General features: G+C 64.0%; 17 protein-coding genes, 1 tRNA gene and 1 pseudogene. 12 read left to right on the forward strand and 7 right to left on the reverse strand.

The genetic code is table 11. From position 1 onward, the window contains the following. Window positions 1–582: 582 nt before the first annotated feature. Entirely contained in the window at window positions 583–948 is a 366-nt protein-coding gene (locus tag ACQPYZ_RS04145) for a hypothetical protein (RefSeq protein ID WP_433165365.1), read from the reverse strand. After that, a complete protein-coding gene (locus ACQPYZ_RS04150; RefSeq protein ID WP_433165366.1) occupies window positions 945–3,416 on the reverse strand; it encodes an AAA family ATPase in 2,472 nt (823 codons plus the stop codon). Before ACQPYZ_RS04150 ends, ACQPYZ_RS04145 begins: the two co-directional genes overlap by 4 nt. Window positions 3,417–3,557: 141 nt before the next feature. Between ACQPYZ_RS04150 and ACQPYZ_RS04155 the strand changes: the two genes are divergently transcribed. The 6 genes from ACQPYZ_RS04155 (at window position 3,558) to ACQPYZ_RS04180 (ending at window position 16,000) form a co-directional block, all read left to right on the forward strand. Beyond that, entirely contained in the window at window positions 3,558–5,645 is a 2,088-nt protein-coding gene (locus ACQPYZ_RS04155) for an N-6 DNA methylase (RefSeq protein ID WP_433165368.1), read from the forward strand. 96 nt (window positions 5,646–5,741) lie between these two features. Next, a complete protein-coding gene (locus tag ACQPYZ_RS04160; protein ID WP_433165370.1) occupies window positions 5,742–7,727 on the forward strand; it encodes a type I restriction-modification system subunit M in 1,986 nt (661 codons plus the stop codon). Next, window positions 7,724–9,019, forward strand: coding sequence for a restriction endonuclease subunit S (locus tag ACQPYZ_RS04165; protein ID WP_433165372.1), 1,296 nt, complete (start codon window positions 7,724–7,726; stop codon window positions 9,017–9,019). Before ACQPYZ_RS04160 ends, ACQPYZ_RS04165 begins: the two co-directional genes overlap by 4 nt. Before the next feature lie 17 nt (window positions 9,020–9,036). Continuing rightward, window positions 9,037–12,186, forward strand: a complete 3,150-nt coding sequence (locus ACQPYZ_RS04170; RefSeq protein ID WP_433165374.1) for a type I restriction endonuclease subunit R — start codon at window positions 9,037–9,039, stop codon at window positions 12,184–12,186. 39 nt (window positions 12,187–12,225) lie between these two features. Beyond that, window positions 12,226–14,382, forward strand: coding sequence for an AIPR family protein (locus ACQPYZ_RS04175; RefSeq protein ID WP_433165376.1), 2,157 nt, complete (start codon window positions 12,226–12,228; stop codon window positions 14,380–14,382). Window positions 14,383–14,440: 58 nt separating this feature from the next. Beyond that, window positions 14,441–16,000, forward strand: coding sequence for a serine/threonine-protein kinase (locus ACQPYZ_RS04180; protein ID WP_433165378.1), 1,560 nt, complete (start codon window positions 14,441–14,443; stop codon window positions 15,998–16,000). Window positions 16,001–16,792: 792 nt separating this feature from the next. Here ACQPYZ_RS04180 and ACQPYZ_RS04185 read toward each other — a convergent pair. Then, window positions 16,793–17,656 carry a phosphotransferase family protein gene (locus ACQPYZ_RS04185; RefSeq protein ID WP_433165380.1) on the reverse strand — a complete coding sequence of 288 codons (864 nt, stop codon included), beginning with the start codon at window positions 17,654–17,656 and terminating at the stop codon, window positions 16,793–16,795. A 17-nt stretch (window positions 17,657–17,673) separates the two neighbouring features. Next, a complete protein-coding gene (locus ACQPYZ_RS04190) occupies window positions 17,674–18,993 on the reverse strand; it encodes an XRE family transcriptional regulator (protein WP_433165382.1) in 1,320 nt (439 codons plus the stop codon). Window positions 18,994–19,209: 216 nt separating this feature from the next. Here ACQPYZ_RS04190 and ACQPYZ_RS04195 point away from each other — a divergent pair, with 216 nt between their 5' ends. The 3 genes from ACQPYZ_RS04195 (at window position 19,210) to ACQPYZ_RS04205 (ending at window position 21,019) form a co-directional block, all read left to right on the forward strand. Beyond that, window positions 19,210–19,410 carry a hypothetical protein gene (locus ACQPYZ_RS04195; protein WP_433165384.1) on the forward strand — a complete coding sequence of 67 codons (201 nt, stop codon included), beginning with the start codon at window positions 19,210–19,212 and terminating at the stop codon, window positions 19,408–19,410. An 82-nt stretch (window positions 19,411–19,492) separates the two neighbouring features. Further along, window positions 19,493–19,819 (forward strand): hypothetical protein, encoded by a 327-nt coding sequence (locus tag ACQPYZ_RS04200; protein ID WP_433165386.1) that lies wholly within the window; start codon window positions 19,493–19,495, stop codon window positions 19,817–19,819. A 447-nt stretch (window positions 19,820–20,266) separates the two neighbouring features. Then, the gene (locus tag ACQPYZ_RS04205) at window positions 20,267–21,019 is read left to right on the forward strand and encodes a class I SAM-dependent methyltransferase (protein WP_433165388.1); all 753 of its coding nucleotides are present in this window, start codon (window positions 20,267–20,269) and stop codon (window positions 21,017–21,019) included. Window positions 21,020–21,049: 30 nt separating this feature from the next. Here ACQPYZ_RS04205 and ACQPYZ_RS04210 read toward each other — a convergent pair whose 3' ends face one another. Then, a complete protein-coding gene (locus ACQPYZ_RS04210; RefSeq protein ID WP_433165390.1) occupies window positions 21,050–21,574 on the reverse strand; it encodes a hypothetical protein in 525 nt (174 codons plus the stop codon). Between the two features lie 289 nt (window positions 21,575–21,863). Here ACQPYZ_RS04210 and ACQPYZ_RS04215 point away from each other — a divergent pair, with 289 nt between their 5' ends. Further along, window positions 21,864–22,409, forward strand: a complete 546-nt coding sequence (locus ACQPYZ_RS04215; protein ID WP_433165392.1) for an HD domain-containing protein — start codon at window positions 21,864–21,866, stop codon at window positions 22,407–22,409. Window positions 22,410–22,525: 116 nt separating this feature from the next. On the opposite strand, the pseudogene ACQPYZ_RS04220 reads toward ACQPYZ_RS04215, so the two are convergent. Together ACQPYZ_RS04220 and ACQPYZ_RS04225 are read right to left on the reverse strand one after the other, a co-directional pair. Beyond that, window positions 22,526–22,759, reverse strand: a pseudogene (locus ACQPYZ_RS04220) (helix-turn-helix domain-containing protein); the annotation flags it as partial. A 157-nt stretch (window positions 22,760–22,916) separates the two neighbouring features. Further along, window positions 22,917–22,989, reverse strand: a tRNA-Lys gene (locus ACQPYZ_RS04225). Between the two features lie 168 nt (window positions 22,990–23,157). On the opposite strand from ACQPYZ_RS04225, the gene ACQPYZ_RS04230 reads away from it, so the two are divergent. Both ACQPYZ_RS04230 and ACQPYZ_RS04235 read left to right on the forward strand, forming a co-directional pair. Then, window positions 23,158–23,784, forward strand: a complete 627-nt coding sequence (locus ACQPYZ_RS04230) for a hypothetical protein (RefSeq protein WP_433165394.1) — start codon at window positions 23,158–23,160, stop codon at window positions 23,782–23,784. Between the two features lie 225 nt (window positions 23,785–24,009). After that, window positions 24,010–24,627, forward strand: a complete 618-nt coding sequence (locus tag ACQPYZ_RS04235; protein WP_433165396.1) for a G5 domain-containing protein — start codon at window positions 24,010–24,012, stop codon at window positions 24,625–24,627. Window positions 24,628–24,861 lie beyond the last annotated feature (234 nt).

Raw genomic sequence — 24,861 nt, forward strand, 5'->3', positions numbered from 1 at the left:
CCAAGCGCCCAGTGCCGCGCCCCCAACGGGCTCGTGCCCCGGGGATTTGTAGCCCTCGTGGGACTCGAACCCGCAACCCGCGGACTCTGGCTGGCATGCACTCGTTCTTTGTCATCGACTAGCGAATCTACCTTTGACCTGCGGATTCACTCAGCGGGGCTTCGCATCGGTGACCATGCACAGCCATCGCCTTCCGGTGATTCTGCTGAGTAAGGACGGACAGCTGGCGGCTGAAGACCTCACTGGTTGGTCCGCAGGCAGATTGGGCCAGGTTGCGTAGTCAGCGCCAACACAGCCTCACGTGGAGCCGTCCTCCGGTCCGCCGTCGGACACCGTCCTGCCCCACCAACTGCGGCGCTCGGCAGCCGCGGTGGTCACGTGACAATCATGGCGCAGCTCGCTGAGAGCCCTCTGGCAGCAAACCTCGTCTGCGTCCGATTGCAGAGCAAACGCAGGTAACAACGGCGACGCAGCCGCTCGCGAACATGACGATAAGTTGAATTTCGGAGTGATGAAGCGAAGTGGCTGATGGTGTGCTAGGCGTGGGCCGTCCGCACTAGTAGGTGGCCCATGCTCCGCGGGTTATCGCCGCGCGGCCACAGTCTCGGCCCGTAGTGCCGCGAGTGCCACGACCTTCGAATGCAGGTGCCGTAGCTCGGAGATCGTTGGCGAGAGCTCATACGCGTGGTGGTGGCAGGCCCGACTCAGGGCATTCCACGCGTATTCCGCCGACCGGTTGAACCCCGTCCGATCAAGCGCATGCAGTACCGCGAGCCTCGATCGCATCCGGACCGGGAAGGGCATCGCGGCGACGAGGAGTTCGCAGTAGGCGTCGATCTCGGCCTCGAGCGCCTGCCTGAGGAGGAAGGCCGCGATCCTGATTCGTCGTGGTGTCACCGCCTCCTCGCCGTCCAGGATTGCCCGGGCGTACTCCATTTCGCCGGTCACTTCCGCTGCCCCAAGATGTCGTCGACCGTCCGGCGAAGATCGTCAAGTGCACCGTCGGCCAGGCCGGTCAACCCTTCGTGCACACCTCTGCGGCAGATCCCCAGGGTCCGGCTGCGATGAGCGGCCCGCTGCCAGCTGCCCAGGCTGAATGACTTGCCGCCGAGCATGGCGAGCGCAACTTTGTTGCTCGTCGTCGACGCCGACTCCCACGTGGCCTCGACCTTGTCTCTAGGCGTGCCCTTGCCGAGTTGGCTGGCGAAGTGGACCTCATGTGCGGCGGCTTCGACCGCCAGCCTGACGTACCCCGGGACCGCCTTGGCGAGCACCGTGGGAGGCACGTTCTCGTCTGCCAGCAGTTCCTCGACGTCCTTGATGTAACGCCGCGCTGGCGACTGACACGCGACAACCTGAACCTTGGAGCCGGCGCCCCGCCCGACCTGGACGATCCTGGCGTCCGGCGCGGTACGGCGTACCGACTCGGTCAGTCGGTCATCGTGCGAGAACACGATCACCTGGCGACTCCTGGCGTACTCGACCAGGACCTCGGTGAGCCCATCGACCTTTTCCGGATCCATCGCCTGCACCGGGTCGTCCAGCACGACGAACCGAAGGGGACTCGCCGGCATCGTCGCGCGCGGCAAGAACAACGCCATGGCGATGGCGTTGAGTTCTCCTTGGCTCATCACCGGCAACCCTTCAGTCGGCTCACCGTCGATAAGGGCCGCAAGGTTCACCGTGCCGCGGGTTCGCTGACCCGAGAGCGTGATCGCGTCGAGGTCGATGTTGCTTTCCTTACGGAGGTGACCCCAGATCCACTTGGCCTTCTCAGCGAGCGGCTCAAGCCGCTGGTTCCGCAGCTTCTCGGCGTTCGCCTTCAGCCAAGTGTGCGATGCCTTGGCGTCCCGCCAGTCGTGATCGCTCGCCTCGGCGGCGCGCCGAAGCTTGACCCACTCCAACACGTCCCCGGCAACTTCCCGCCAGCTGTCGTCCCGTTCGCTCAGCTTGGCCGTGGCTTCCTCCTGGAGCCGCGTGACGACGTCGACGACTGTTGCGAAGTTCGTCGCGAGGTGTCGAGCCAGCTCGGCGTCTGACTGTGGCGCGTCCCGCCAGGCTTTCAGTGCGGCCCGAGCCTCTCCGAGCGTTGTGAGCTCCAGCTCGTCGTCGGGCGCAGGCAGTTCCGGTACGTCGATCAGACGACGAGCGGCTGCCCGTCGTACAGCGAGCTCATCGCGAGCGGAGCGAAGGGCAACGACAGACGCGCGGTCCGCGGCTACCTCAGCCTGAGCCAACCGGTGCCACTCGTCGTCCAGCAGGTTGCCGCTGCAGACCGGGCAGGTCTGATCGCCGTGCTGGCTGTGGAACTGCAAAGCCAGTTCGATCAGCTGGCTACGGGCGTCCGTGCGGGTAGAGGCGTCGCTTGCGAGTTCCGCCAACTGCTGCACGGCCTTGAGGAGTCCGTCAGATGCAGACTCGACGGCCTGCCGGTCCGGTGCCGTCAGCTCGCTGAGAGTACGAAGTTGCTCGCCGATCCCATCAATTGCGGCGGAGCTGAGCGCAGTGCTCGTCACCAGATTCAGGTTCGGCTTCTGCTTGCCAAGCTGGACGAGGACGGTCCGGGCCCGGTCGTCGTCGACGTTCACCAGCCTGCTCTTGAGCGCACTCTTGGCTGCGCTGGCGTCGTCGGCTGTGATCTTCAGGCGCTTGATCTGAGTGTTGAGCCGGTTGATGCCGTCTGCGATCTGATCGAGCCCCAGGATGCTCTCCAGAGACCGGTACAGATCGGTCTGTGTGCCTTCGAGACGCTGACTGAGTTCTTCGTACGAGAGGATCGGACGGTACAACTCCAGGGCCTGCTGCCAACCGAGTACGCCGACGCCGGGAGTGCGGGGTTGGCCGTGCCGCTGGGTCCAGGTCTGTGCGTCGTCGAGACCGGCGCCGTCGGCCCATTCGACACCGATCTCGGTGCGACCGTACCCCTCCTCGGCGAGGGCAATCCGGACACGCGCACTCTGTGTCTGGTGCAAGTTGCGCCAGGAGTTCGTCCAGAACGGCTTCTTCCCCTTCCAGCGATAGCTCTCACCGGTCAGTGCGAACTCGAGAGCCTCGGAGAAGCTCGACTTTCCGGAACCATTGCGCCCGGCGACGACGGTCAGGCCCGGGCCGGGGTGCAGGTCAAGGCGGGCTTCCGTACCGATCCCGCGGAAGCCTGACACGGTGATGGACATCAGGAACGCCCCAACCGGTCCAGTCTCCGGAGCGGTCGTCTGTGCCGGCTCGTCCGTGATGCTCGACTCGCCAGTGGCGTGGAACTCATCCGCGAGAGTCTCCTCGCTCTCCAGCGCCGCCAGGACCACCATCTCCTGGCGCGCGGTCAGCGCGGGATCCTGATCGGCCAGCGCAACCACCGTCTCGACGACCGATCCGTCCTGGCGCGGAGCCGGCAGCTCGTCGGTCAGCTCGTCCCTCATCCCATCCCCCCTCGTCTCCGTGAACAAGATCAGGACAGCAGGGTCTGTGAACTATGTCAACAGAGATCTGTCTCGATCCTGTGTACACGAACGGTTCGATCGGCTAGGGTCATCGTCGGAAGCAGGACCAAGGAGGTGGCGATGGATCGGCCGGACATTCAAGGCGCTGAGGGCGCCGCAGGCACTGTGTCCTCGATCGGCATTGCGCGTCTGGCAGGCGTCGGCCGGGCCGCGGTCAGCAACTGGCGTCGGCGGTATGCCGACTTCCCGGAGCCCGTCGGGGGAACGCCGACCAGCCCGTCGTTCGATCTCGCGGCGGTCGAGCATTGGCTGACGGCGCAGGGCAAGTTGCCGGAGGTGAGCGCTCCCGATCGCGCGTGGCGGGAGATCGCAGCCGCCTCCGGTGGGCAAGACCTGGGTGAGGCGCTGTGGCTGGCCGGTCTGATGCTGTTCCATCGATCAGTCACCGGCGAGGCGTCGAAGGCCGTTCCCTCGCCCAATTCGCTCGCTGCGTCTGTCGGCAGGGCGAGCCGTAGTGCCGAAGAACTATTCCGTGAGCAGCTGCCAGACACCTGGTTGCCTCGGCACCTGGTCGCGCTCTCCGCCGCTGCCGGAGTGGCCGGTGATCCCGCCCAGATCTTCGAGCGCTTCTACGGCTTGTATCTCAGGGCCAGGGGCGCGACGTCTGACTATGTGACGCCATTACGCGTTGCGCGGCTGATGCTGTCCTTGACCGACGCCGCGACCAGCACTTCGAGGTCGGACCGCCCGGTTGCCGACGTGATGGACCTCGCCTGTGGGACTGGATCGCTGCTGGTGGAGGCGGCTCGTGGCGGTCGCGACGTACGGATCCTCGGTCAGGACCTCGACCCGACCGCAGCCTGCATTTCCCAGGTCAGACTCATGCTCACCTCAGCGGGACCGTCCGCCGTCATTCGGGTCGGGGATTCGTTAAGGGCGGACGCATTCCCGGGCGAGCGTGTCGATCTCGTAGTCTCCAATCCGCCGTTCGGTCTACACGACTGGGCCGATGATCAGCTGGCCTTCGACCCACGCTGGGAGTACGGCGGTCTTCCGCCACGTACCGAACCCGAATTGGCGTGGGTCCAGGACGCGCTGGCGCACCTGCGCCCCGGTGGTCAGGCAGTTCTGCTGATGCCGCCGGTGGCCGCGTGGCGGTCAGCCGGTCGACGGATTCGGGGCGAGTTGCTGCGTCGTGGCGTTGTACGAGCTGTAGTTGCCTTGCCGGTGGGACTTCTTCCAACGACATCTGTCGGCCTGCACCTGTGGGTACTGCGACGCCCGACCGACGAGAAGGTCGCCGATCGAGTGCTGATGGTCGATGCGTCACGGACCGAGCAGGTGACAGCGGAGGCAGTGATCGAGCTTGCGGTGCCAGCTTGGCGGTCCTTCGAGTCTGATCCGGCGTCGGTAGCTGAGCAGACCGGACTGGTCAAGCTCGTGCCGGTGATCGACTTGCTGGACGAGGAGGTCGACCTCACGCCTTCTCGACACCTAGCGATGCCTGAGGGCGAAGTACGTGATCCAACAGAGCTGCTGGCCTCGGGTGAACAGGTTCTCAAGAGTCTGCGCGAAGTCACGCAGAGCCTGCCGGCCCTTGTGCCTGCGGATCAGCCCAAACTGCCGGAGGTCCGTGGCCTGTCATTGGACGAGATCGTGCGCACCGGCGCGATTGAGATCTTCCGCGGGTACTCCCGAGTCAGCGTTGATGCCGAAGGTGCATCCGAGCCCGGTGTCACAGGCGGAGACGTTGTCCGTGGTACTGGAGCGAGTGGCCGAGCGCCGCGGACCGCAGTACGCATCGAGGCCGGCGACGTCCTCGTGCCTACAGTCGGGTCGTCCGTCCTCGCGCGGGTGGCGACGCCGAAGCAGGTCGGTGAACGGCTTGGCCAGAATGTCGGTCTCGTCCGAGCTGACCCGGTGCACGTCGACCCGTGGTTCCTCGCTGGAATGCTGACCGCGCCGACCAACCGCCGGGAGGCGACGCGCCAGTCGTCAGGCACGCGCGACACCGTCCGGGTGAACCTCAAGCGGCTGCAGGTGCCGCTGCTCCCGATAGCCGAGCAACGGCGGTACGGCGAAGCCTTCAGGCGACTGGTCGAGTTCGACGCGATGGTCGACGAGGCGGCCGCGGAGACCCACCGATTGGTGCAGGACCTGACCACGGCGCTGACCCGCGGAAGCCTTGTGCCAGAGAGCAGTGCATGAGATGACATTGTGTAGTCGCTGGCGGCGCTGTAGTAACAGTGCGAAGCGTGCGGGCGATCGAGTCGATGAGACGAAAGACCGGGGAGAGGGAATCCGTTGAGCGACACGCCGAAGAATCTGGCGAACTTCATCTGGCAGGTCGCAGACCTGCTGCGGGGGGACTACAAGCGTGCGGACTACGGCAAGGTCATCCTTCCGTTCACCGTCCTCCGCCGCCTCGAATGCGTCCTGGAGCCGACGCGCGAGGCCGTGCTGAAAGAGGCTCAAAAGTGGGCGGATCGTAATGTCGATCTGGCTAGGTTCCTGACGCGGCAGTCTGGTCAGAGCTTCTACAACCTCACAAGGCTGTCCCTGGGAAAGGTCGCGAACGCACCCGACGATGCTGTCGCTAACCTGAACGCCTATGTGAACGGCTTCTCCCCGAACGCACAGGCGGTCTTCGAGAAGTTCAGGTTCGCTGAGCAGGTTGCCTATCTGTCTGATGCCGGCCTTCTCCACCTGGTTGTGGCGCGCTTCGCGGACGTCGATCTGCACCCGAACCGCGTGTCGAACCACGAGATGGGCTACGCCTTCGAGGAACTGATCCGAAAGTTCGCTGAAGCCTCGAACGAGACCGCTGGTGAGCACTTCACGCCCCGCGAGGTCATCAAGCTGATGGCCGGCCTCCTCATCGCTCCTGACCTCGCTGACCTGCAGGTACCCGGCACGAGCCGCCGGGTTTACGACCCGGCATGCGGGACCGGCGGCATGCTGACGGCGGCCGAGGAGTTCATCCTCTCGCATAACACGCAGGGGCAGGTCTTCTCCTTCGGGCAGGAGCTGAACCCGGAATCCTGGGCGATCTGCCGGTCCGACCTGATGATCAAGAACCAGGACCCGGACAACATCAAGCTCGGCAACTCGTTCACCAACGACCAACTGCAGCACGAGAAGTTCGACTACATGCTCTCCAACCCGCCCTTCGGCGTGGAGTGGAAGAAGGCACAAGCCGAGATCGTCGACGAGGCCAACGAACTCGGCATGCGCGGTCGCTTCGGCGCCGGCCTTCCGCGTATCAACGACGGTTCCTTGCTCTTCCTGCAACACATGATCTCGAAGATGCGCCCCGTCGGCGAAGGCGGCAGCCGCCTCGCCATTGTCTTCAACGGCTCACCGCTCTTCACCGGCGCCGCGGAGTCCGGCGAGTCGAAGATCCGCCAGTGGATCCTCGAGAACGACTGGCTCGAGGCGATCGTCGCGCTGCCGGACCAACTCTTCTACAACACTGGCATCTCGACCTACTTCTGGCTCATCACCAACCGCAAGGCGCCCGCCCACCGCGGCAAGGTCGTGCTCCTGGACGCTCGCGAGTACTGGGCGAAGATGCGGAAGTCGCTCGGCGACAAGCGCAAGTACATCACCGACGAGCAGATCGAGGAGATCCACCGCCTGTACGCCGACGCGCTCTCTGTAGCGGAGAACCCAGAACACGAACTCCACGGCAAGGTCAAGGTCTTTCGCAACGAGGACTTCGGCTACCGCCGCATCACCGTCGAGCGCCCCCTAAAACTCCGCTTCGAGGTCACCGACGACGCACTCACCGACCTGGAGTTGACACTCAAGTCCGGTAAGACCACCTCGAAGTACGAGGACCGCGACGCGCTGCTCGCCGCACTCAAGACGCTGGTAGGCAAGGAGCCGTCCTTCAAGAAGACCGAGTTCGCCTCCTCGCTCCGATCTGCCTTATCCGACCTGAACAAACTGCCGGCCCCCGTCGATAAGGCCGTATGGAACGCAGTGTCAGTCCGCGACCCAGATGGCCAGGTCCAACTCAAGAAGGCCGAACCCGAACCAGACCCAGAACTCCGCGACTCCGAGAACGTGCCGCTGGATGAGGACATCAACGCCTACCTCGAACGCGAAGTCCTCCCACATGTCCCCGACGCCTGGATCGACCACACCAAAACCAAGATCGGCTACGAAATCCCCTTCACCCGCCACTTCTACGTCTACACCCCACCCCGCCCTCTCGCCGAAATTGACGCCGAACTCCGCCAACTCGAGGCCGAGATCCAAGAGCTCCTTGTCGAGGTAGCGGAATGACAGACGTCCCCTGGGCCGGGCAGGTCCGCTTCCCCGTCGTTGCTGTCAAACGCAAGTATGACATTCTTCTCGGAAAGATGTTGCAGCCGGCGCCATTGCAGCCACTGGACGAAGAGATCCCCTACTTCAAATCGGCCTCGGTACAGTGGACCGGAGTGAAAGCTGACCCGGATGTGCGAATGTGGGCATCGAAGCGCGATGTAGTCAAATTCCGCGTTACCACTGGCGATCTGTTGGTGTGCGAGGGGGGCGACGTCGGTCGTGCAGCAATGTATTCGGGCGAGGGTGGCTTCATTTTCCAAAACTCTATCCATCGTATTCGAGCGGGCAGCGATGGCGACCTGCGCTATCTCAGCTACGTATTGCAGGCTGTTCACGGCAGCGAATGGTGGGACGTAGTTTGCAACAAGGCGACGATCCGCCATCTGACCGGCGAAAAGCTCGGCGCCTTGGAGATTCCATTTCCGTCCGTCGCGGAGCAGCGGCGCATCGCCGACTTCCTCGACTCGGTGACGGCGCGGATCGACGCTCTCGTAGCTCACACTGAGCAGCAGATCCGCCTAGTGACCGAGCGACTTCAGGAGGTAATGCGCCTGGCAACGACCTGCGAACCGCCACGTGAGACAAAGCCGACGGGAATCGCTTGGATGCCAGATATAAGCGCAGATTGGTCGCTGCGCCGGATCAGTCGGACGTTCACCGTCGGGAGTGGGACGACTCCGCCAGCAGACCGTCCCGAGTATTATCTGGATGGTGATCAATACTGGGTTACCAGTACAGACGTCCGTGACCGGTCCATCTCAGAGACGCGCAGCAAGGTGACCCGGCAGGCGATCTCAGATATATCGTCCCTGATCGTGCATCCCCCTGGATCTCTCGTGATCGCAATGTACGGTGCGGGTGCGACGAAGGGGCGCGTTGGCCTGCTCGAGATTGGTGCTGTCGTGAACCAAGCGTGCTGCGTTCTGTCAAATCCGCTCGAGATTCGTCCAGCATTCGCTTTTTACTGGTTCCGTGCACACAAGGAAGGCATCATTCAGCTCGCGAGCGGCGCCGGGCAGCCGAACTTGAGTGCCGAATTAATTAAATCGCTTGCGATCCCAACACCGTCGCGGCGCAAGCAGGACTCGATCATTCGGCAATTGGAGGTCGAGGAGAGGGCAGCCCACCACGCGACAAGTCTGTTGCGCGAGCGCGTGGCGTTACTTAGAGAGCGGCGGCAAACGCTACTTACCGCGGTCGTGACTGGGCGAATTGATGTGACGACGGCGAGGGGAGTTGGGGTGTCGTGAGTCGGGGGCATTCGGAGTTGGCGTTTGAGGAGGCTGTGGAGGGGGCGCTTCTTGCGTCCGGGTGGGTGAAGGGGTGGGCCGATACGTACGACCCGGAGGTCGGACTTGATCCGGGGCAGTTGATGCCGTTTGTTCAGACAGTGCAGCCCGAAGCGTGGGGGAAGCTAGTTCAGTTTGCTGGGGGCAACCTCGACGTTGCTGAGCGAGATTTCGTCAAGGTTTTGGCGAAGGAGCTTGACCGGCGCGGTGTTCTTGATGTGCTGCGGAACGGGATCAAGGATCGTGGGATCCGCATCCGCCTTGCGTACTTTCGGCCGGCGCACACTGTTGCGGAGGATGCGCTTGCGGAGTATCAGCAGAACCGTCTCTCGGTCACTCGTCAGCTGCGGTACGGCGCCGACTCGACCAAGTCGCTCGACCTGGCGCTGTTTGTCAACGGGATTCCGGTTGCTACGGCTGAGCTGAAGAACCCGCTGACCAACCAGACCGTCGAGGACGCCAAGGAGCAGTACCGGAACGACCGGGACCCGAAGGAGTTGCTGTTCGCGCGGCGTGCGTTGGTGCACTTCGCCGTCGATCCCGAGTTGGTGTTCGTCACGACCCGACTGCGGGGCAAAGACACGGTGTTCCTGCCGTTCAACCAGGGTACTGGCGGGCCTGGGAACGTCGGCGGTGCGGGGAATCCGGTTGTTGAGGACAACGGCTCCGGCTACCGGACGGCGTACCTCTGGGAGGAGACGTGGCAGTTCGACAACTGGCTCGATCTGCTGAAGCGGTTCCTGCACGTTGAAGACCCGACGACGTCGCGCTCACGCCGAGCGAACGGGCGGACCAGCGTTCACGACCGGCCACTGATCTTCCCGCGGTACCACCAGTGGCACGCCGTTCGGCGGCTTACCGAGCATGCCGCCCGTCACGGCTCCGGCAACAACTACCTGGTCATGCACTCGGCCGGCTCGGGCAAGTCGAACACGATCGGCTGGCTGGCGCATCGGCTGTCGACGCTGCACGGTTCGGCGGAGCCCGGCTCTCTTGATGATGACGCTGTGCGCGATGGCCGGATCGCGGCGAACGAGCCGGCTTTTCACAAGGTTGTCGTGGTCACCGACCGGTCGGTGCTGGACAAGCAATTGCAGGACACGATCTATCAGTTCGATCACACGCCGGGAGTCGTTGAACGCATCACCGGGATCGGCGGGTCGAAGTCAAGCGAGGTCGCCAAGGCTCTGGCCAACACAGCAACGAAGGTCGTCATCGTCACGGTGCAGACCTTTCCTTACGTACTTGAAGGCGTGTCCAGCTTGGCTGACAAGCGCATCGCGGTGATCGTCGACGAGGCTCACTCGGGTCAGTCTGGTGACTCGGTGACGAAGCTGAAGAAAGTGCTGCGAGGTCTCGGCGCCGAGGAGTCTGGCGACGACGAAGACCCGCTGACCTCGTCGGCGATGGCCCGCGGCCGTCATCCGAACCTGTCGTACTTCGCGTTTACGGCGACCCCGAAGAGCAAGACGCTCCAGCTGTTCGGGGTCGATGATGCTGTAAGCAACAAGCGCGCGTTCCACATCTACTCGATGCGGCAGGCGATCGAGGAGGGCTTCATCCTCGATGTCCTGCGGAACTACACGACGTACAAGACGTACTGGCGAATCGCGAAGGACGGCGCCGACGACATCGAGGTCAATCCCGATAAGGCCGGCAGCGAGCTGGCCCGTCTCGTGTACCTGGACCCGGCTACGATGCTGGCCCACGCCGAGGTGATCCTGCGGCACTTCCAGGCGAACACCCGTGGGCAGATGGGCGGCCGGGCCAAAGCGATGGTCGTTACGCGTTCGCGGGAAAGTGCTGTACGGATGTACCAGGCACTGCGACAGAAGCTCGATGACCTGAGCCTCGTGGATCCTGGGGTGCTCGTCGCGTTCTCCGGAAATCTGACGGTTGATGGCGTCGAGTTCACCGAGCCGGGGATCAACGGGCTGTCCGAGAGTGAGCTGCCGGACGCGTTTGCCTACACCCGCGCTGACGATCCGAACGCCAGAGCGCGGACCGGCGGCAAAGGCGGTGCCACGGAACGCACGGAGTACCGGATCCTCGTTGTCGCCGACAAGTACCAGACTGGGTTCGATCAGCCGCTCCTGACCACGATGTACGTCGAGAAGCCGCTGGCCAGCGTTGCCGCCGTACAGACGTTGTCGCGGCTGAACCGCACACATCCGTTGAAGAGCCAGGAGGATCTCTTCGTTCTGGACTTCGCCAACGAGGCGGAGGACATCCAGACGGCGTTCAAGCCGTACTACGAGGAGGCGGTGACCACACCAGTCGATCCGAACCTGCTGTACCAGAAGCAGCGGGCTGTCATGGATCATCAACTCATCCTCGAGTCGGAGCTGGAGTCGTTTGCCGGGGCGTACCTCGCGTCGCAGCCCGGCTCGGTCATCGAGGACGGCGGCCGGAGCTGGGAACGCAAGCATGCCGATCTTTATCGACACATCGACCCGGCAGCCGAGCGGTTCGAACGGCTGAGCTCGGAGGATCGAGAGGCGGCAGAACTCTTCCGAAGCGACCTGTCTGACTACGTTCGCAAGTACGGGTTCCTGGCCCAGGTGATGCAATTCACCGACGCTGATCTCGAGCGGCTGTACCTGTTTGGCAAGCACTTGCTCAATCGCCTACCGGCACGGCGGAACCCGAGTCTGGACATCGGCGACATCGATCTCACGCACCTACGGGTGAGCAAGACCGGCGAGCATAATGTCGGTCTCGAACCCGAGGGTGAGCATCTGTTGCCCGGGTTCGATGAAGGCGGAGCCGGCATCGCACGGGCTCCCAGGACAGCCCTCTTATCTGAGCTAATCGAGGACTTCAACAACCGTTACGGGCTTGGCCTCAGTGATGCCGACAAACTCATGTACGAGGAGCGCGTCACCGCCGCGATCGAAGACCCTGACCTTCAGCAGGCTGCGCTTGCAAGCCGCAACGAGGGTGACTTCGAGATGCCATTCAACAAGCGCTTCCAGGACATCATGGTTGAGCGGGCCGACGCGGACACCAAGTTCACTGAGAAGTACTTCTCCGACAGCGAGTTCCAGAGCCGCCTCACTCGCGAGGCCCGCAAGGCCGCGTATCGGATGATTCGCCACCGCCACAACCTGTCAACTTCTGAGAGATGAGGACCTCGGATTGAACCGCCAATCATTCGTAGGCCTATTGTGACCGACGACATCAAAAGGCAGATTCGCCACGTTTGCGATGCGCTCATTGCAGAATTTGAAGGGTCTATCGACATGGCGGACGTCGCGAGCAAGCGTCCGGAGGAGATTCAGAACGCTTTCTTGTCGCGGGCCTTGGCTGCGAAGGCTGTGCGCATCGTCACAGGCTGCAGTTCTTCGGCGGCCGCGCAATCAGTGATTGATGGCCGAGATGACTACGGTGTCGACGCTGTGGCGGTGTCTGAGACTGAGCCGGAACTGTGGCTTGTCCAGGCAAAATGGAGCGACAAATACCGGGCAGGATTTGATACGGAGGCTGCAAACAAGCTCGTGCGCGGCTTTCGTCAAATGGACGAACAGCAGTTCGAGCGGTTCAATGCGCGATTTGAGCCTCTTGCTGATCAAGTAAAGGAGGTGCTCGCTGATCCTAGAAGCCGCGTTACATTTGTTATCGCCGTAATGGGGCCAGGTGATCTCTCGCCGGAAGTTGTGGAGATCCTGGAGGATGCCGATAGGGACTTCGGCATTCTTGGTCGGGCCTTATCGCATCGAGTCATTGATGGTGGCCGCTTCCATCAAGCCATCCGTGATGATATCGCGCCCGAAGCGATCGACTTGATGGCGTCGATGTCCAACGGCTGGCATCGGGTGGAATTGCCTTACGAGGCAATATATGGCCTGGTGGCGGCGTCGGAGCTAGCTGGCTGGTACTCAGATCACGGAGAGCGCCTATTCGGGCGAAATTTGCGCACGACGCTTAGCCGGACCGGAGTAAACGACTCTTTGGCCAAATCCTTCGTTGGAAATCCACAGGATTTCTGGTATTACCATAATGGAATCACCGTCCTGTGCGACGGTATTGAGCGTAGGTTCCTTGGGAAGCGAGGGATCGGGGAGCCCGTCCGTCTTGTCCTGTCGGATTGCAGTGTAGTCAACGGCGCTCAGACTGTCGCGTCCGCGCATGCGGCGTACGTCGTGAATGCTGATGCGCTTGACGATGCATACGTCAGTGTTCGCGTAATCTCGATTCGAGACAGCCACCCGGGTTTCGCAAATGCCGTGACGATGAATACGAACACGCAAAACAGCATTGAGCCCCGCGACTACGTAGCCTTGGATCCGACGCAGATCGCGATACGTGAAGACTTCAAGCTGTCACTGGGTAAGGAGTACGTTCTTCGGCGCGGGGAGTTGGATCCGTCGCCGGACGGTGGGTGCTCGGTTGTCGAAGCTGCAACAGCACTTGCGTGTGCGCACAGCAACCCAGCACTTGCTGTGCGTGCCAAGCGATCGACGAATCTCCTTTGGGAGCGAGGGGGGCGCGGCGCGTACGAACTGCTGTTCGGACAACAGCCGGCAGCCGACGAAATCTGGCGACTTGTGCTGATTTTAAGACGGGTACGGAATACTCTTTCGAACCTCCGAAAATCTCTGGAGCCCAGACCGGCGGCTATCGCAGAGCGAGCCGATCTGCTGGTCGTTCATGCTTTTTTGAAGACGGTGGATCGCTCTGATTTTGACCAACCCTTTTCAGATCCCGACTTTGATGAGATTCTGCTTGAAGCTGAGCAGAGGAGTGTGCTTCTGCTGGCCTTGTTGAGTCAGTCCATGGATCGGCTCTTCGGTACAGGTTCCTATGTCAGTGCGACGTTTAGCAATGAGGAGCGATGCGCCGAGTTGGTTGCGGCTCTTATGCTTGCGCTCGACGCCGGGAGTGGTGCAGAGGAGGCAGTCGAGCGTATTCGGTCCGGTCGCTCGTCGAAGCAGGCAAGGCGGCCGAATTCTGTTGCTCTCCTCGTCGATGCCGAGCGGATCGCGGATGGCGCCAAGGTAGCCTTCGTTTTCGGCAGTGAGGTCGAGCGCCAAGCAATCCGGGGCTGGATGAGCGAGAATCCTGCTCGATCCATTGCAACCTGGGTGAATGACCGATCTAGGCCGCTTCTATGGGAATTCGATGGACGGCAGTATAGCCCGACAGGACTCGTGAGACAGATTTGGGAGCTTGCCGGATGGGCGGACGCGTGGGTATCTGTGCAAGGACCTAGGCAATGGGTCTTGTCCGGCGAGGACAGCTTGGCTGATCTTGCGGACAGAGTGTGGCGGGAGCAACAGGAAGGCGGCGGTGACTGGCGGGCGGACACAACTGAGGTTGATTGAGGCTTGCCTGGCATATTGACCGATTGGAACTGGTCACTCCCCGGCGCGAAGGAGCGGCGTGGCTGAGCAACTGAAGGTCATCGCAGGTCGGTACGAGCTGACTGCGCCGATCAGCCGCGGCGGAATGGGGGAGATCTGGCGCGGATACGACTCGGTGCTTGACCGCGATATCGCGGTCAAGCTGATTCGCCCGCAGATCGTCGCGTCGGACGAGGACCGCGAGGAACTGGTCGGGCGCTTTCGGCGCGAGGCGCGGGTAACGGCCAAGGTCGAGCATCCTGGTGTGCCCGCCGTGTACGACGCTGCGTTCGACGGGAGCACCGATCAGCTGTTCATCGTCATGCAGTTGGTGCATGGCGTCTCCGTCTCCGACGTACTCGCGGAGCAAGGTGCCATGTCTGCCGACTGGGCCGCCTCGATCGGCGCCCAGATCTGCTCGGTGCTGAGCTACGCCCACGCGGTGCCGATCGTGCATCGGGACCTGAAGCCTGGCAACGTCATGATCGCGCGAGGTGGGGTCGTGAAGGTGCTGGACTTCGGTATCGCCGCTTTGCTCCGCAACGACGTCACCAAACTCACCTCGACCGGACGCGTGGTAGGCACGAAGCCGTACATGTCTCCGGAGCAGATCCGGAACCTGCCGGTAACGCCACAGACCGACCTTTACGCGCTCGGATGCCTCCTTCACGAGATGTTGAGCGGCCGGCGGGCTTTCGACGCCGACGACGAGATCGCACTGATGTATCAGCACCTCGAAGAAGATCCGAAGCCTCTGCGCGAGTTGGATCCCGAGATCCCGAGCGAGCTTGAGCGACTGGTACTCGATCTCCTTGCCAAACATCCCGCGGATCGTCCGGAGAACGCGTGGATCGTGTACGAGAGGCTTGCTCCGCTGCTACCTGCGATCGATAGGAGCTCGGCTGATGGCGAACAGCCGGCCGGTGTGATCCCGGATCCGACGCGGCCTTATCGACGCCCGGCGGCACCCCGGCCGCGACCCACCGACCGGCCGGAACCGTCGGCGCCGGTGCCGTCAGCGGCCGAGGTCGATCATGCCAAGGTCGAAGAGGTACTGGCCGAGGCGGAGTCACTGATCGACGACGAGCGCTTCACCCAGGCGTCCGATCTGCTGGGCGAGCTATTGCCGAGCGCATCGTCGACGTTCGGGTCCGAGAGCGCGGCAGTCTTGGACCTCAGAGTCAGATTCGCCGCAGCGTTGTTCTTGGGTGGCGACTACCGCAAGGCCGCACCAGAATTCGAGGCTCTGGCCGGCATGGTAGCCAAGCTCGACAGCCCTGACAGCGAGGTAGCGCTCGACTATCGCCGGCAAGCGGTCGTGTGTCGGATCGCCCTTGGCGAATCAACTCGTGCGTTGGCTGAGGTCGAATCGATCCTGGCCAACTACGAGCGTGCTCGTTCGAACGGACGGGAATACCTCGAACTGAGGCTCAGTCTCGCTCGCCTACGACTGGGTGTCGGGCAGGAACAGTTCGCGCGTCAGGAGTTGCGCGAACTGTTCCGGGACGCACGCGATCGCCTGGGGGATACGGACGATCTAAGCATCGAGATCGCGGCCTTGATGGCGCGCTTGCAGAATGAGTCCGACGAGTTAGCCTAGACACCCCGCGGACCTCGAATCCAGCACCCTCATCTACACGGTGACGGGGCAGACTTGCGGCTCGGTCAAGCAGTTCGTCGAGCTCGGCCTGGCTGCCGATGCGCTGCTGTCCCGCGTCATCGCCGTCGCATTGCCCTCCGCGTGTTCTCGTGCAGAGTCGAGGCTGGCGGTTCGGCCGCCGGCACGTGGCGCCGTACCTCCGGGACCTCGCGTCCCGCTGCTCACATGAATCAGGCCTCCACCGTCCAGCCTGGTCAGAATTCCGGATGTCGGCCTGACGTCCCCCGGCCGCTCGGGTAGTCGCCGAAAAGCTGCTCGACGACGGAGCGGGCTCGGGCCTCTCTCCAAATCATCACTGGAGCAACTTTCCTGCGGCCGATCGTCGATGGTGCCCCCGCGACGGTGGTCCACCTCCCTCCCAACTCGTCTCATCGGCCGCCCGCACGGGCTTATCCGGCTTGTTGGCTTCCCGTTCGTCGTCATGGTCGTCAGGGCGACGTCCGTGGGGGGCGTACCGTTACGTTACCTGGCCCTTGCGACCGTCCGCGCCTCTAGCCGCCCCTTGGGTCAGCAGTTCGAATGCCGCTCATCGTCTGCTCGACCCACTGGCTCGCGAACCTCAGCCTGAGAGATGTCAACGGGCTGTCTTCGGAACGCCTGGCCGATTGACCAGACGCGGCGTCGAGAGGTGCCTGCTCTGACGGCGATCGCGAGGCTGAACCCATTCCAAGCTGCCCGATCTGCTTAGATCGCTAACGACGGGGGCCTTCTCGAACCAGCACGTCTTTGGCCTCAGCTCAGGGGCTTCCAGTCGGGCCACGGTCTCGGTCCGCGTAGGCCGCGAATACCGGCGACTCGCAGATCGGCCTGCGCACGGAGTGAAGGCTCTTCGCTCGCACGCTGGGCCGCGTAGCAGGTGACGCGCAACTCACGGATGTCGCGCAGCACATCGAATCCGTCCCACTTGAGCACGTCATGTCCGTATGCCTGTGCGAAGGCTTGGTACTCCTCGGCCGTCATAGTGCCGAACGTGCTCAACCGAACCGCGGTGCTGACCAGATCCCACTCGGGCGGTCCGAGCGAGAAACGTTCGAGGTCCAGGAGCACCGGGCCATCGACTGTTACCACGACGTTGCCAGCCCAGGCGTCGCCGTGGATCGCGCTCCGTGGCAGGCCGGCGGGAAGGTCATCGAACGCCTCCCCGAGTCGGGCAAGCTGCCCACGCAGCCAGTCCCGATCGTCTTCGCTCAAGGTCGTCGCTCCGTCGATACGTTCGGCCAAGCGAACGAACGGGGCAAGCGGTGGAAGATCGAAGTCGTTCGGTAGCGGACTGGCGTGTAGGTGTTTGAGTACGGCGGCGACCTCGGGCGGGGTGCCATGACGATGCTCGGGGAGCTCACGCCAGAAGGTCACCGGCGAGGAATCGATGACGACCGGCTGGTCAATGTCGGCGACGGTCTCAACTGCTCGCACTTTCACAGACGCGAGCCATCGTGCGACGGCGACCTCCTTCCTAGCGGCGTCAAGCTGCCCGCTTCGTCCGATGCGCACCACCACCTGGCCCGGGAGACGATAGATGGCGTTCTCGCCCAGCCGAACTGGCTCGGCGCCCGACGAGGACAGGCCAACCTGAGTGCACGCCCGCTCGAGCAGCACCTGTGAAGGTGACACTGTCACGAGGCGGCCAGCACACTACGGATGTCGTGGCGCAGTTCGTCGACTTCATCGATTCGCTCGAACACCGTCGCCCGGTGCGCCAGGTCACGCAGGTCGTCAGCTGCCCGACGTGAACGCAAGGACCGAGCGTCCTTCAGTGCCTGCGCGCCGATGACAGCCGCCTCCCGGGGATCGCCGACCGTCATGGTCAGCGATGCCAGCTTGATGCCGCTCATGGCGCGCGAACGCACGTAGGTCTCGGTGTGGCCGGCGACGGCGCTAGCCAGCCTGGCAGCTGCTTCCTGTTCAGCTTCGCCCTGACGAACGGCGAGATCCCACAAGGCATGTCCGGTGTCGCCAAGGTGCTGTGCCTGGTCGTAGTAGTGCATCCAGTCGGGATCGTTAGCGGGATCGGCTTGGGCAAACTGCTCATCCGCCAGGCCAACTGTCCGCAGCGTCTCCTGCACATGGCCAAGCTTGGCCAACGCCCGAGCTCGCGCAGCCAGCAGCATGGCTCGCTCCGTTGCCGTCAGGCGGTCGGCACGCACCAGCGCCATCTCAGTGAGCGTCAAGCCCTGGTCCGGGTCGCCGCACCAGATGGCTTGCCGCGCCATCGAGGAGAGGGTCTTCGCGCGCAGATTCCAGTCGGCGGCTTCGTCGGCGCAGGCCTGCGTGAAGCGGAACATCCGCCGTGCGTCGTCGTGGGCGTAGGCGTCGAAGGCCATCATGGCGCAGACGTGACCGAGGAAACCGACCGATGAGAACAGCTCGGCGCGTAGGTTCTCGGGGCAACGAGAGTCCAACATCTCGGCCGAGTGACGGAGCTGGGCGATGACTGCTTCGCGTGCCAGCCCGCCGCCGTAGTGGTTGTCCCACGAGCCGAAGACTCGCGCCGCCGTACGGACGCCATCGATGTCGGCCTGCGTGACGATGTTCGGTACCGGTGTTGCCTGATCAGGCGCTAACAATTCCAAGAGTGGTGCCGAGGACACTGCGGCGGCACCTACGCCGATGACTGCTCGGAGGAACTCTTTTCGATCCACGTTCTCCACCGGTGGGGATGAGTGGCGGCGCACTCGGAACCCCAGGTCAGGATCAGTGCGTACGCCAGTGATAGCCCTCAAGGCCGCCCGATAGTCGGCCTGAGGGCTTCGAATTAGTCCCCGTTCGAGCTTGCCGATGTAGTTGGCGTCGATGTCGGTCCGGCGGCCACGGTGCTGCCAGATCCATTCATTGACCATTTCAGCGAGATCCTGGCGGGAGGCCGGCTGACCCGGAGCGTGAGGCGACTCCACACGCTCGCGCGCGTGGCGAAGCTGATCATTCGCCTCCGTCACTCATCGATCGTGCCACAGGCTGTGACCGCTGGGCATCTAACGGCGACGATTCCTCCCCCATTCCTCCCTCTGGCATCCCTTCCAACCTCCCTTCCCGGGATCCCTCCCGAACGGGAAGGTGGTCGCCATGACAGCGAGTACATGGATCCTCACGCTCATCGCAGCAGTGCTCTACGGCTTCATGATCCGCGACATCATCGAGGAGGTACGCGGCGAATGACGATGCTTGCTGATGTCCCGCAACCAACCGAACGCCGCGTCCGCGTCTGGTTCGGTGACCATGTCATCGCGGACTACACCGCCGAGCCAGCAACGGCCATGAAGTACCAGGCGGGTATGTCGCGGCGCTTCGCGAGCCTTCGCGTGACTATCGAGCCGGCGACTGCGGCGGTGAGACCGAGTGCTGCTGACTCGTGAACGGCCAGCACCGACGTGGCTGGTGGTCCCGGCTCTGGGAGCGCTTGGTCGCGACCTTCCGTCGCTGGATGGACGAGGACCGGTGACCGACTACAGCCGGCCATTGCTGCTCGGATACGCCCGGCGTGACCTGTACTTGTCCGGCCGACACGTCGACGACATGAAGCGCGACCTCGGAGCGTTCGCACACGTCGAAGGCTTTCTCATGGGCTCGGTGTACGTCGAAGACCCCGACACCGCCCCGGCCGCCTTCGAGGCGCTGGTTGCTTCAAGCAATCGCTACAAGATCACGGCAGTGGTGCTGCCGAGTCTGCGGCACCTGGCACTGGTGGGAGATCCGGCCGAGTTACGTGCGCAGTTCGAGCGGGTCACGGGGGTTCGCATCATGCTGCACGAGGTCACCCCATGAACTGGCGGAGTCGGTGGGGAGTCGCCGTCCTCAGCCCCTCACGTGCAGAAGATCGCTGCACACCCATCGACTCCGTCGTCCCGCGGTCCTTGTCCGAGTCCTCTTTCCCTGTGGACAACTTGGCCAGGGTCCGCTCAGATGCCGGCTGGCACGGGACGTGAATGCGAGTCCGCTCCGTGTCAGCCGCTCAGGCACCGAGGCCCGGACGGGTGCCTCGGTCACAGCTGGCTGGGTGGTTGGGCACCCCGTGCCCGAGGCGAGCGACCACTCGGCCAGCGCCGTTCAAGACCAGCGGGTGGGCGCACAGCCTGCAGAGCGGACGCCCGCCCGCTGTTCCACCTCGATGATAGGAGCGCAGTGGATACGCCCTTAATCCCGCTAGATCGGCCGAGCGTCGATCCAGAGATCGAGAGACACTATTCGAGCCGCTGGGACGAGTCCGCCCGGTTGAACTCGACCGTCAAAGGCCGACTGGAGCAAGCCCGGCTCTACGACTTCCTCGGCCGGTGGTTCCCGTCGGCTCCGGCCCGCATCGCCGATATCGGCGGCGGTCCCGGGGTGCACGCTGGCTGGCTCCGCGACCAAGGGCACGTCGTTGTGCTGCTCGATCCTGTCCAGCGTCACGTCGATCAGGCCAACGCAGCAGGCATCACTGCCGAGCTCGGCGACGGGCGCCGGCTGCCGTGGCCTAACGAGTCATTCGATGCCGTGCTGATGGCGGGGCCGCTATATCATCTGCCTGACGCCAGCGATCGGCGCTTGGCGCTTCGTGAGGCGCTGCGGGTGTTGCGACCGGGCGGCGTACTCGCAGCCGTAGCTATCAACCGGGCTGCGAACCTGATCGGCTCGACGCTCGCCAACACGCTCCTGACGCGGCACGGCATCGTGCGCGACATCCTGGAGACGGGCCACAGCGCCAACAACGAGCGCATGGCGCACTGTTACTACCACCGCGAGAGCGAGCTACGCAGCGAACTCGTCAGCGCCGGGCTGCGGCCGGTCAACATCTTCGGCCTCACTGGTCCCGGTGGCTGGCTGACCGTCATGATCGACGCCCACTTCAAGAACCAGCCCTACACCGACACGCTGGCCGAGCATGACCCGCTCGACACGGCACTGGAGTGCTCCCGCCTGGCCGACCGCTTGCCGGAGCTGGTGGCGGCAAGCTCGCTGTTCCTGGCCGTGGGTCAAAAGAGCTGAATCGTGGCGCACTGCACGGCTGGTCAGACCTCAGCCGGGCCGGCCGTGCAGCTCGACGTACTCCTCTTCGGCACGGAGCACCTTGGACAACACAGCCGCTGCGCGCGGGAGTGGATGCAGCGGGAACTTCGACCCGTCCCACCGCAGCCGGCCATCCAGGGTCGTCGAAGGCGGGATGACCACGGGCGTACTGGGCTCGATGTACTCGACACCGGTCGCCAGTGGGCCGAGGTCGGTGTCGGGCTGCAACGTGCAGGTGATCCAGTCGCCGTTCGGCAGCTGCATCGTCGGCGGCCAGATGCCAGGTCGCTCCTGCTCGTAGAGGCGCTTGCCATAAGCGCCGGCGATCCGCGGCAGGTGCCAGATCGCGACGGTCGGACACGACGTGATCGCCAAGTTCGGCGGCTCGTCGACGCCCCAGGCCGCGCGGGCTACGTCGGCATCCGTGATCCAGTCGCCGTCCGGCGTACCGGAAATGGTTGCTGCCTGCACCGGAATGCCGCGCTCCACACAAGCGAGAGCCGTGTCCAACAAGGCGTTCTTGCGTCGAATCATCTGCCTGATCGTCCTCCCGTATCGGGAACATCATTGCCGCGCTACCGCGCGGCTTGTCAATCCGGACCCCAGCAGATCACTGAAGTCCAACTAAGTGAGGAGCTTTCGATGTCCCCGAGTGGAACAGATATAAAGATGCAGCTGCACGGCCTGGCCGATCAGTCAGGCCAAGGTGCCGCCACCTTGGCCGGGTTCAAGCAGCGCTTCGAACAGTCCAGACCTGTGCAGTTGGCGAACCGATGATCGAAACGGAGTACTCGTGACAGATGACGCGACCGACCAGGACACAGTGGGAGTCGTCGCCTTCGCCTACGAGATGGGCGTACTCAAGCGGCTCCGTCGGGCCGGATGGTGGCATGTCGGCGTCCGCGACCCTGAGTCTGTCGCAGAGCACAGCCTGCGCGTTGCACAGCTTGCCGCGCTGATTGCCAGCGAGGAGGGCGGCGATCCGGCGCGGGCGGCGTACCTCGGGATGTGGCACGACTCGCAGGAGACCCGCATCGGGGACATCCCGCACAGCGCCAAGCCGTACATGGATGTCGCGAGCAATGAACGCATCACTGAGGACCAGGTCGCGATCCTTCCGGAGGCGGCCGCCAAGAGCATCACGGAGGCCGTCACCGAGTACGAGGCCGCCGAGACAATCGAGGCTCGCTGCGCGAAGGACGCCGATCGCCTCGAGTGCCTCATGCAGGCCGTCGAGTACGGCGAAGCCGGCTACAAGCGAGTCTCTGGCTGGATCGAATCGTCCCGCGCCCGAACCCAGACCGATTTCGGTCGACGCCTGGCCGAAGCAGCTCTTCAAACCTCACCACTCGCCTGGCGAGACCGCTGAGACTCCCCAGCCATCGGCGGGTGACCGCGCAACTTCATGCCAGCCGTCGACCGCCGCTCGTGCTGCCCGCGGGCCGCGCTGATTCGTCACGTCTCTGCGAATGAGTAATGCACTGACTCGACCAGCCGGACCTCGACCTCGGCCGGCATCTGGTGCGGACACGACACCGGCCGGTGCGACCGGTCGGCCAGCGCCTCCAGGCCGCCGTCGGCGTACCGGCGCAACCAGGTGTGCAGCGTCTGCCGCGACACCCCGACCTTCGCGGCCGCCTCGGTGACCGGCAACCGGTCCTCGACGACGGCCAGAACTGCCTGATACCGCTGCTCGACCACGCTGAGCTCCCGAAGCATCAGCCCACCCCTTCCCTGCTTCACGGCACCAGCCGAGAACCGGGAACGAGTGGGTGTCAAGCATCAACCGAGACGCCGTAAGGCATCAACCGAGACGGTGGAAAGCGTCAACCGAGACCCATCTGTCCAGCATCAACCGAGATCGGACAGAAACTTGTAGGCCCCGTGGGACTCGAACCCACAACCCGCGGATTAAAAGTCCGCTGCTCTGCCAGTTGAGCTAGAGGCCCTCTCACGAGGGGTGAGGGGAACAGTGTGTCAGGTTTGTCCAGGGGGTTTGGTGGTGGGGGTGAGGTGGGCGTGGTGGGTGGTGACTGTTCGTGAGCGGCGGGGCGGCGTACTCTCGGGGTGGGGAGTCGGTCGCGCGGGGGTGGCGTGGGCGGCGGTTAGGGGGCGCTATGAGTGTCGTGGAGCGGGCGGAGATCGCGCCGTCGCATGACGAGGTGGTCGGGGCCTGGCGGGAGATCATGGATCAGGCGAGTGCGCTGGATCTCGCCGATCGGATCGTGATCGGGGTCAAGTTGAGAGCCCGGGCCGATGCGTTGGCGGCGTACGAGGGGCTGGCTCGGGACGCGGGGGACCTGGCCAGGGACGTACGGGCGTTCGCGGTGGCGGTCCGGGTGCAGAATCCGTTGGCGAAGGTGTTCCTGGCGGTCGGGGTCGCGTCCGGGATGTTCGGGTTCTTCGGGTTGTGGTCGTTCTCGGTGGTTGCGAGTACGGCGGAGATGGCGCAGACGACGGCGGCGTTGGTCGGCGTACTGACGGTGGCGTCCGGGGTCGTCGTGGTCGGCGTCGTACGGGGTGCGGTCGAGGCGGCTCGGGCGGCGGTCGAGGAGTTCTCGACGCATCCGTCGACGGTGTTGCTGGCGGAGGTACGGCCGGCGGAGGAGCACCTGTTCGGGATCTTCGGGCAGCGGGTTCCGGAACCGCCGATCAGCGCGGCGCCGTTGATCGTGCTGGGGGTCGTCGGGGTTGTCGGTGGGCTCGTGCTCGCAGCGCTCGCCGGTGTCGGCAGCCTTGGCTGAGGCGGTTGATGTCGGAGGCAACCATTTGTTTCCGGCAAGTGTTTGATGTCGGGTCGTTACGAATGTGAGTCGGTCGGGAGTGGGGTGGAGGTGAGGTCTCGACCGCGTACGACGTGGGGTGGTAAGGATCGGTACTGATCTCGGGGCGTCCGAAGGGCGAGTCCTGCCGCGGGGGGAACTGCGGTGGGGGTGGGGGGAATTGTGCGTTTGATCTGTGGTGCGGTCGTGTTGGTGGTCTTGGGTGGGTGCGGCGTCGAGAGTACGGCGGAGGGCGCGGAGCCGGTCGCGGTCGTGGGGAGCGAGGCGCCGGTCGCTGCGGTGCCGACGCCGAGTGTGACGAAGGTGCCGGTGCGTACGCCGGTTACCGCGTCGACGAAGCCGGGACCGGCGAGCAAGTCGGCGACCGTCACGCCGAGGGCGGTCAAGAAAACGGTGAAGTCGACGGTGGTCGAGTACGCGACGATCGCGTTCAAGAAGAAGACGGTGACGGACGACCAGCTGGCCAAGGGGATGAAGGTCGTCACGACCGAGGGGGCCAACGGGACGCGGCGGCTGACGTACGAGGTGACGTACGTGGGGAGCGTGCAGACGGCCAAGAAGTTGGTGAAGCAGGAGGTCTCCAAGCAGCCGCGGACGCAGGTGACCACGGTCGGTACGAAGACCGAGGAGGAGTCGGGCTGCGATCCGAACTACAGCGGGGGATGCGTGCCGGTCGCGAGTGATGTGGATTGTGCCGGCGGGAGTGGGAACGGGCCGGAGTACGTGAGCGGTCCGGTCACCGTTGCCGGCAACGACATCTACCGGTTGGACAGCGACAACGACGGCCTCGGCTGCGAGGACTGACCGGCGCTGAGGCGTTCGGCGAGGCTGGATCTTCGGCGCTGGCCGGCCGGACCCGTGGTGCTGGCTGACGGGATCCACGGCGCTGGCTGACGGGATACACGGCGCTGGCTGAGCGGCTGAGTGGCCTCCGTGCGTTGGTGGTGAGTCTGAGGGCCGCTCGCTTGCGGACTCATGATGAGGCTGAGTGGCTGGCGCAGGTCGGTGGTGAGGTGAGTGGCTGCCGCGGGTGGTGGT

The organism is Kribbella sp. CA-247076 (genome assembly GCF_050942445.1).
Lineage (GTDB): Bacteria > Actinomycetota > Actinomycetes > Propionibacteriales > Kribbellaceae > Kribbella.

Bases quoted from the DNA above. Each gene is read 5' to 3' on its own strand.
- ACQPYZ_RS04165 (WP_433165372.1), top strand. From the start codon at position 7,724: ATGACAGACGTCCCCTGGGCCGGGCAGGTCCGCTTCCCCGTCGTTGCT.
- ACQPYZ_RS04210 (WP_433165390.1), bottom strand. From the start codon at position 21,574: ATGATTCGACGCAAGAACGCCTTGTTGGACACGGCTCTCGCTTGTGTG.
- ACQPYZ_RS04195 (WP_433165384.1), top strand. From the start codon at position 19,210: ATGACGATGCTTGCTGATGTCCCGCAACCAACCGAACGCCGCGTCCGC.
- ACQPYZ_RS04155 (WP_433165368.1), top strand. From the start codon at position 3,558: ATGGATCGGCCGGACATTCAAGGCGCTGAGGGCGCCGCAGGCACTGTG.
- ACQPYZ_RS04230 (WP_433165394.1), top strand. From the start codon at position 23,158: ATGAGTGTCGTGGAGCGGGCGGAGATCGCGCCGTCGCATGACGAGGTG.
- ACQPYZ_RS04150 (WP_433165366.1), bottom strand. From the start codon at position 3,416: ATGAGGGACGAGCTGACCGACGAGCTGCCGGCTCCGCGCCAGGACGGA.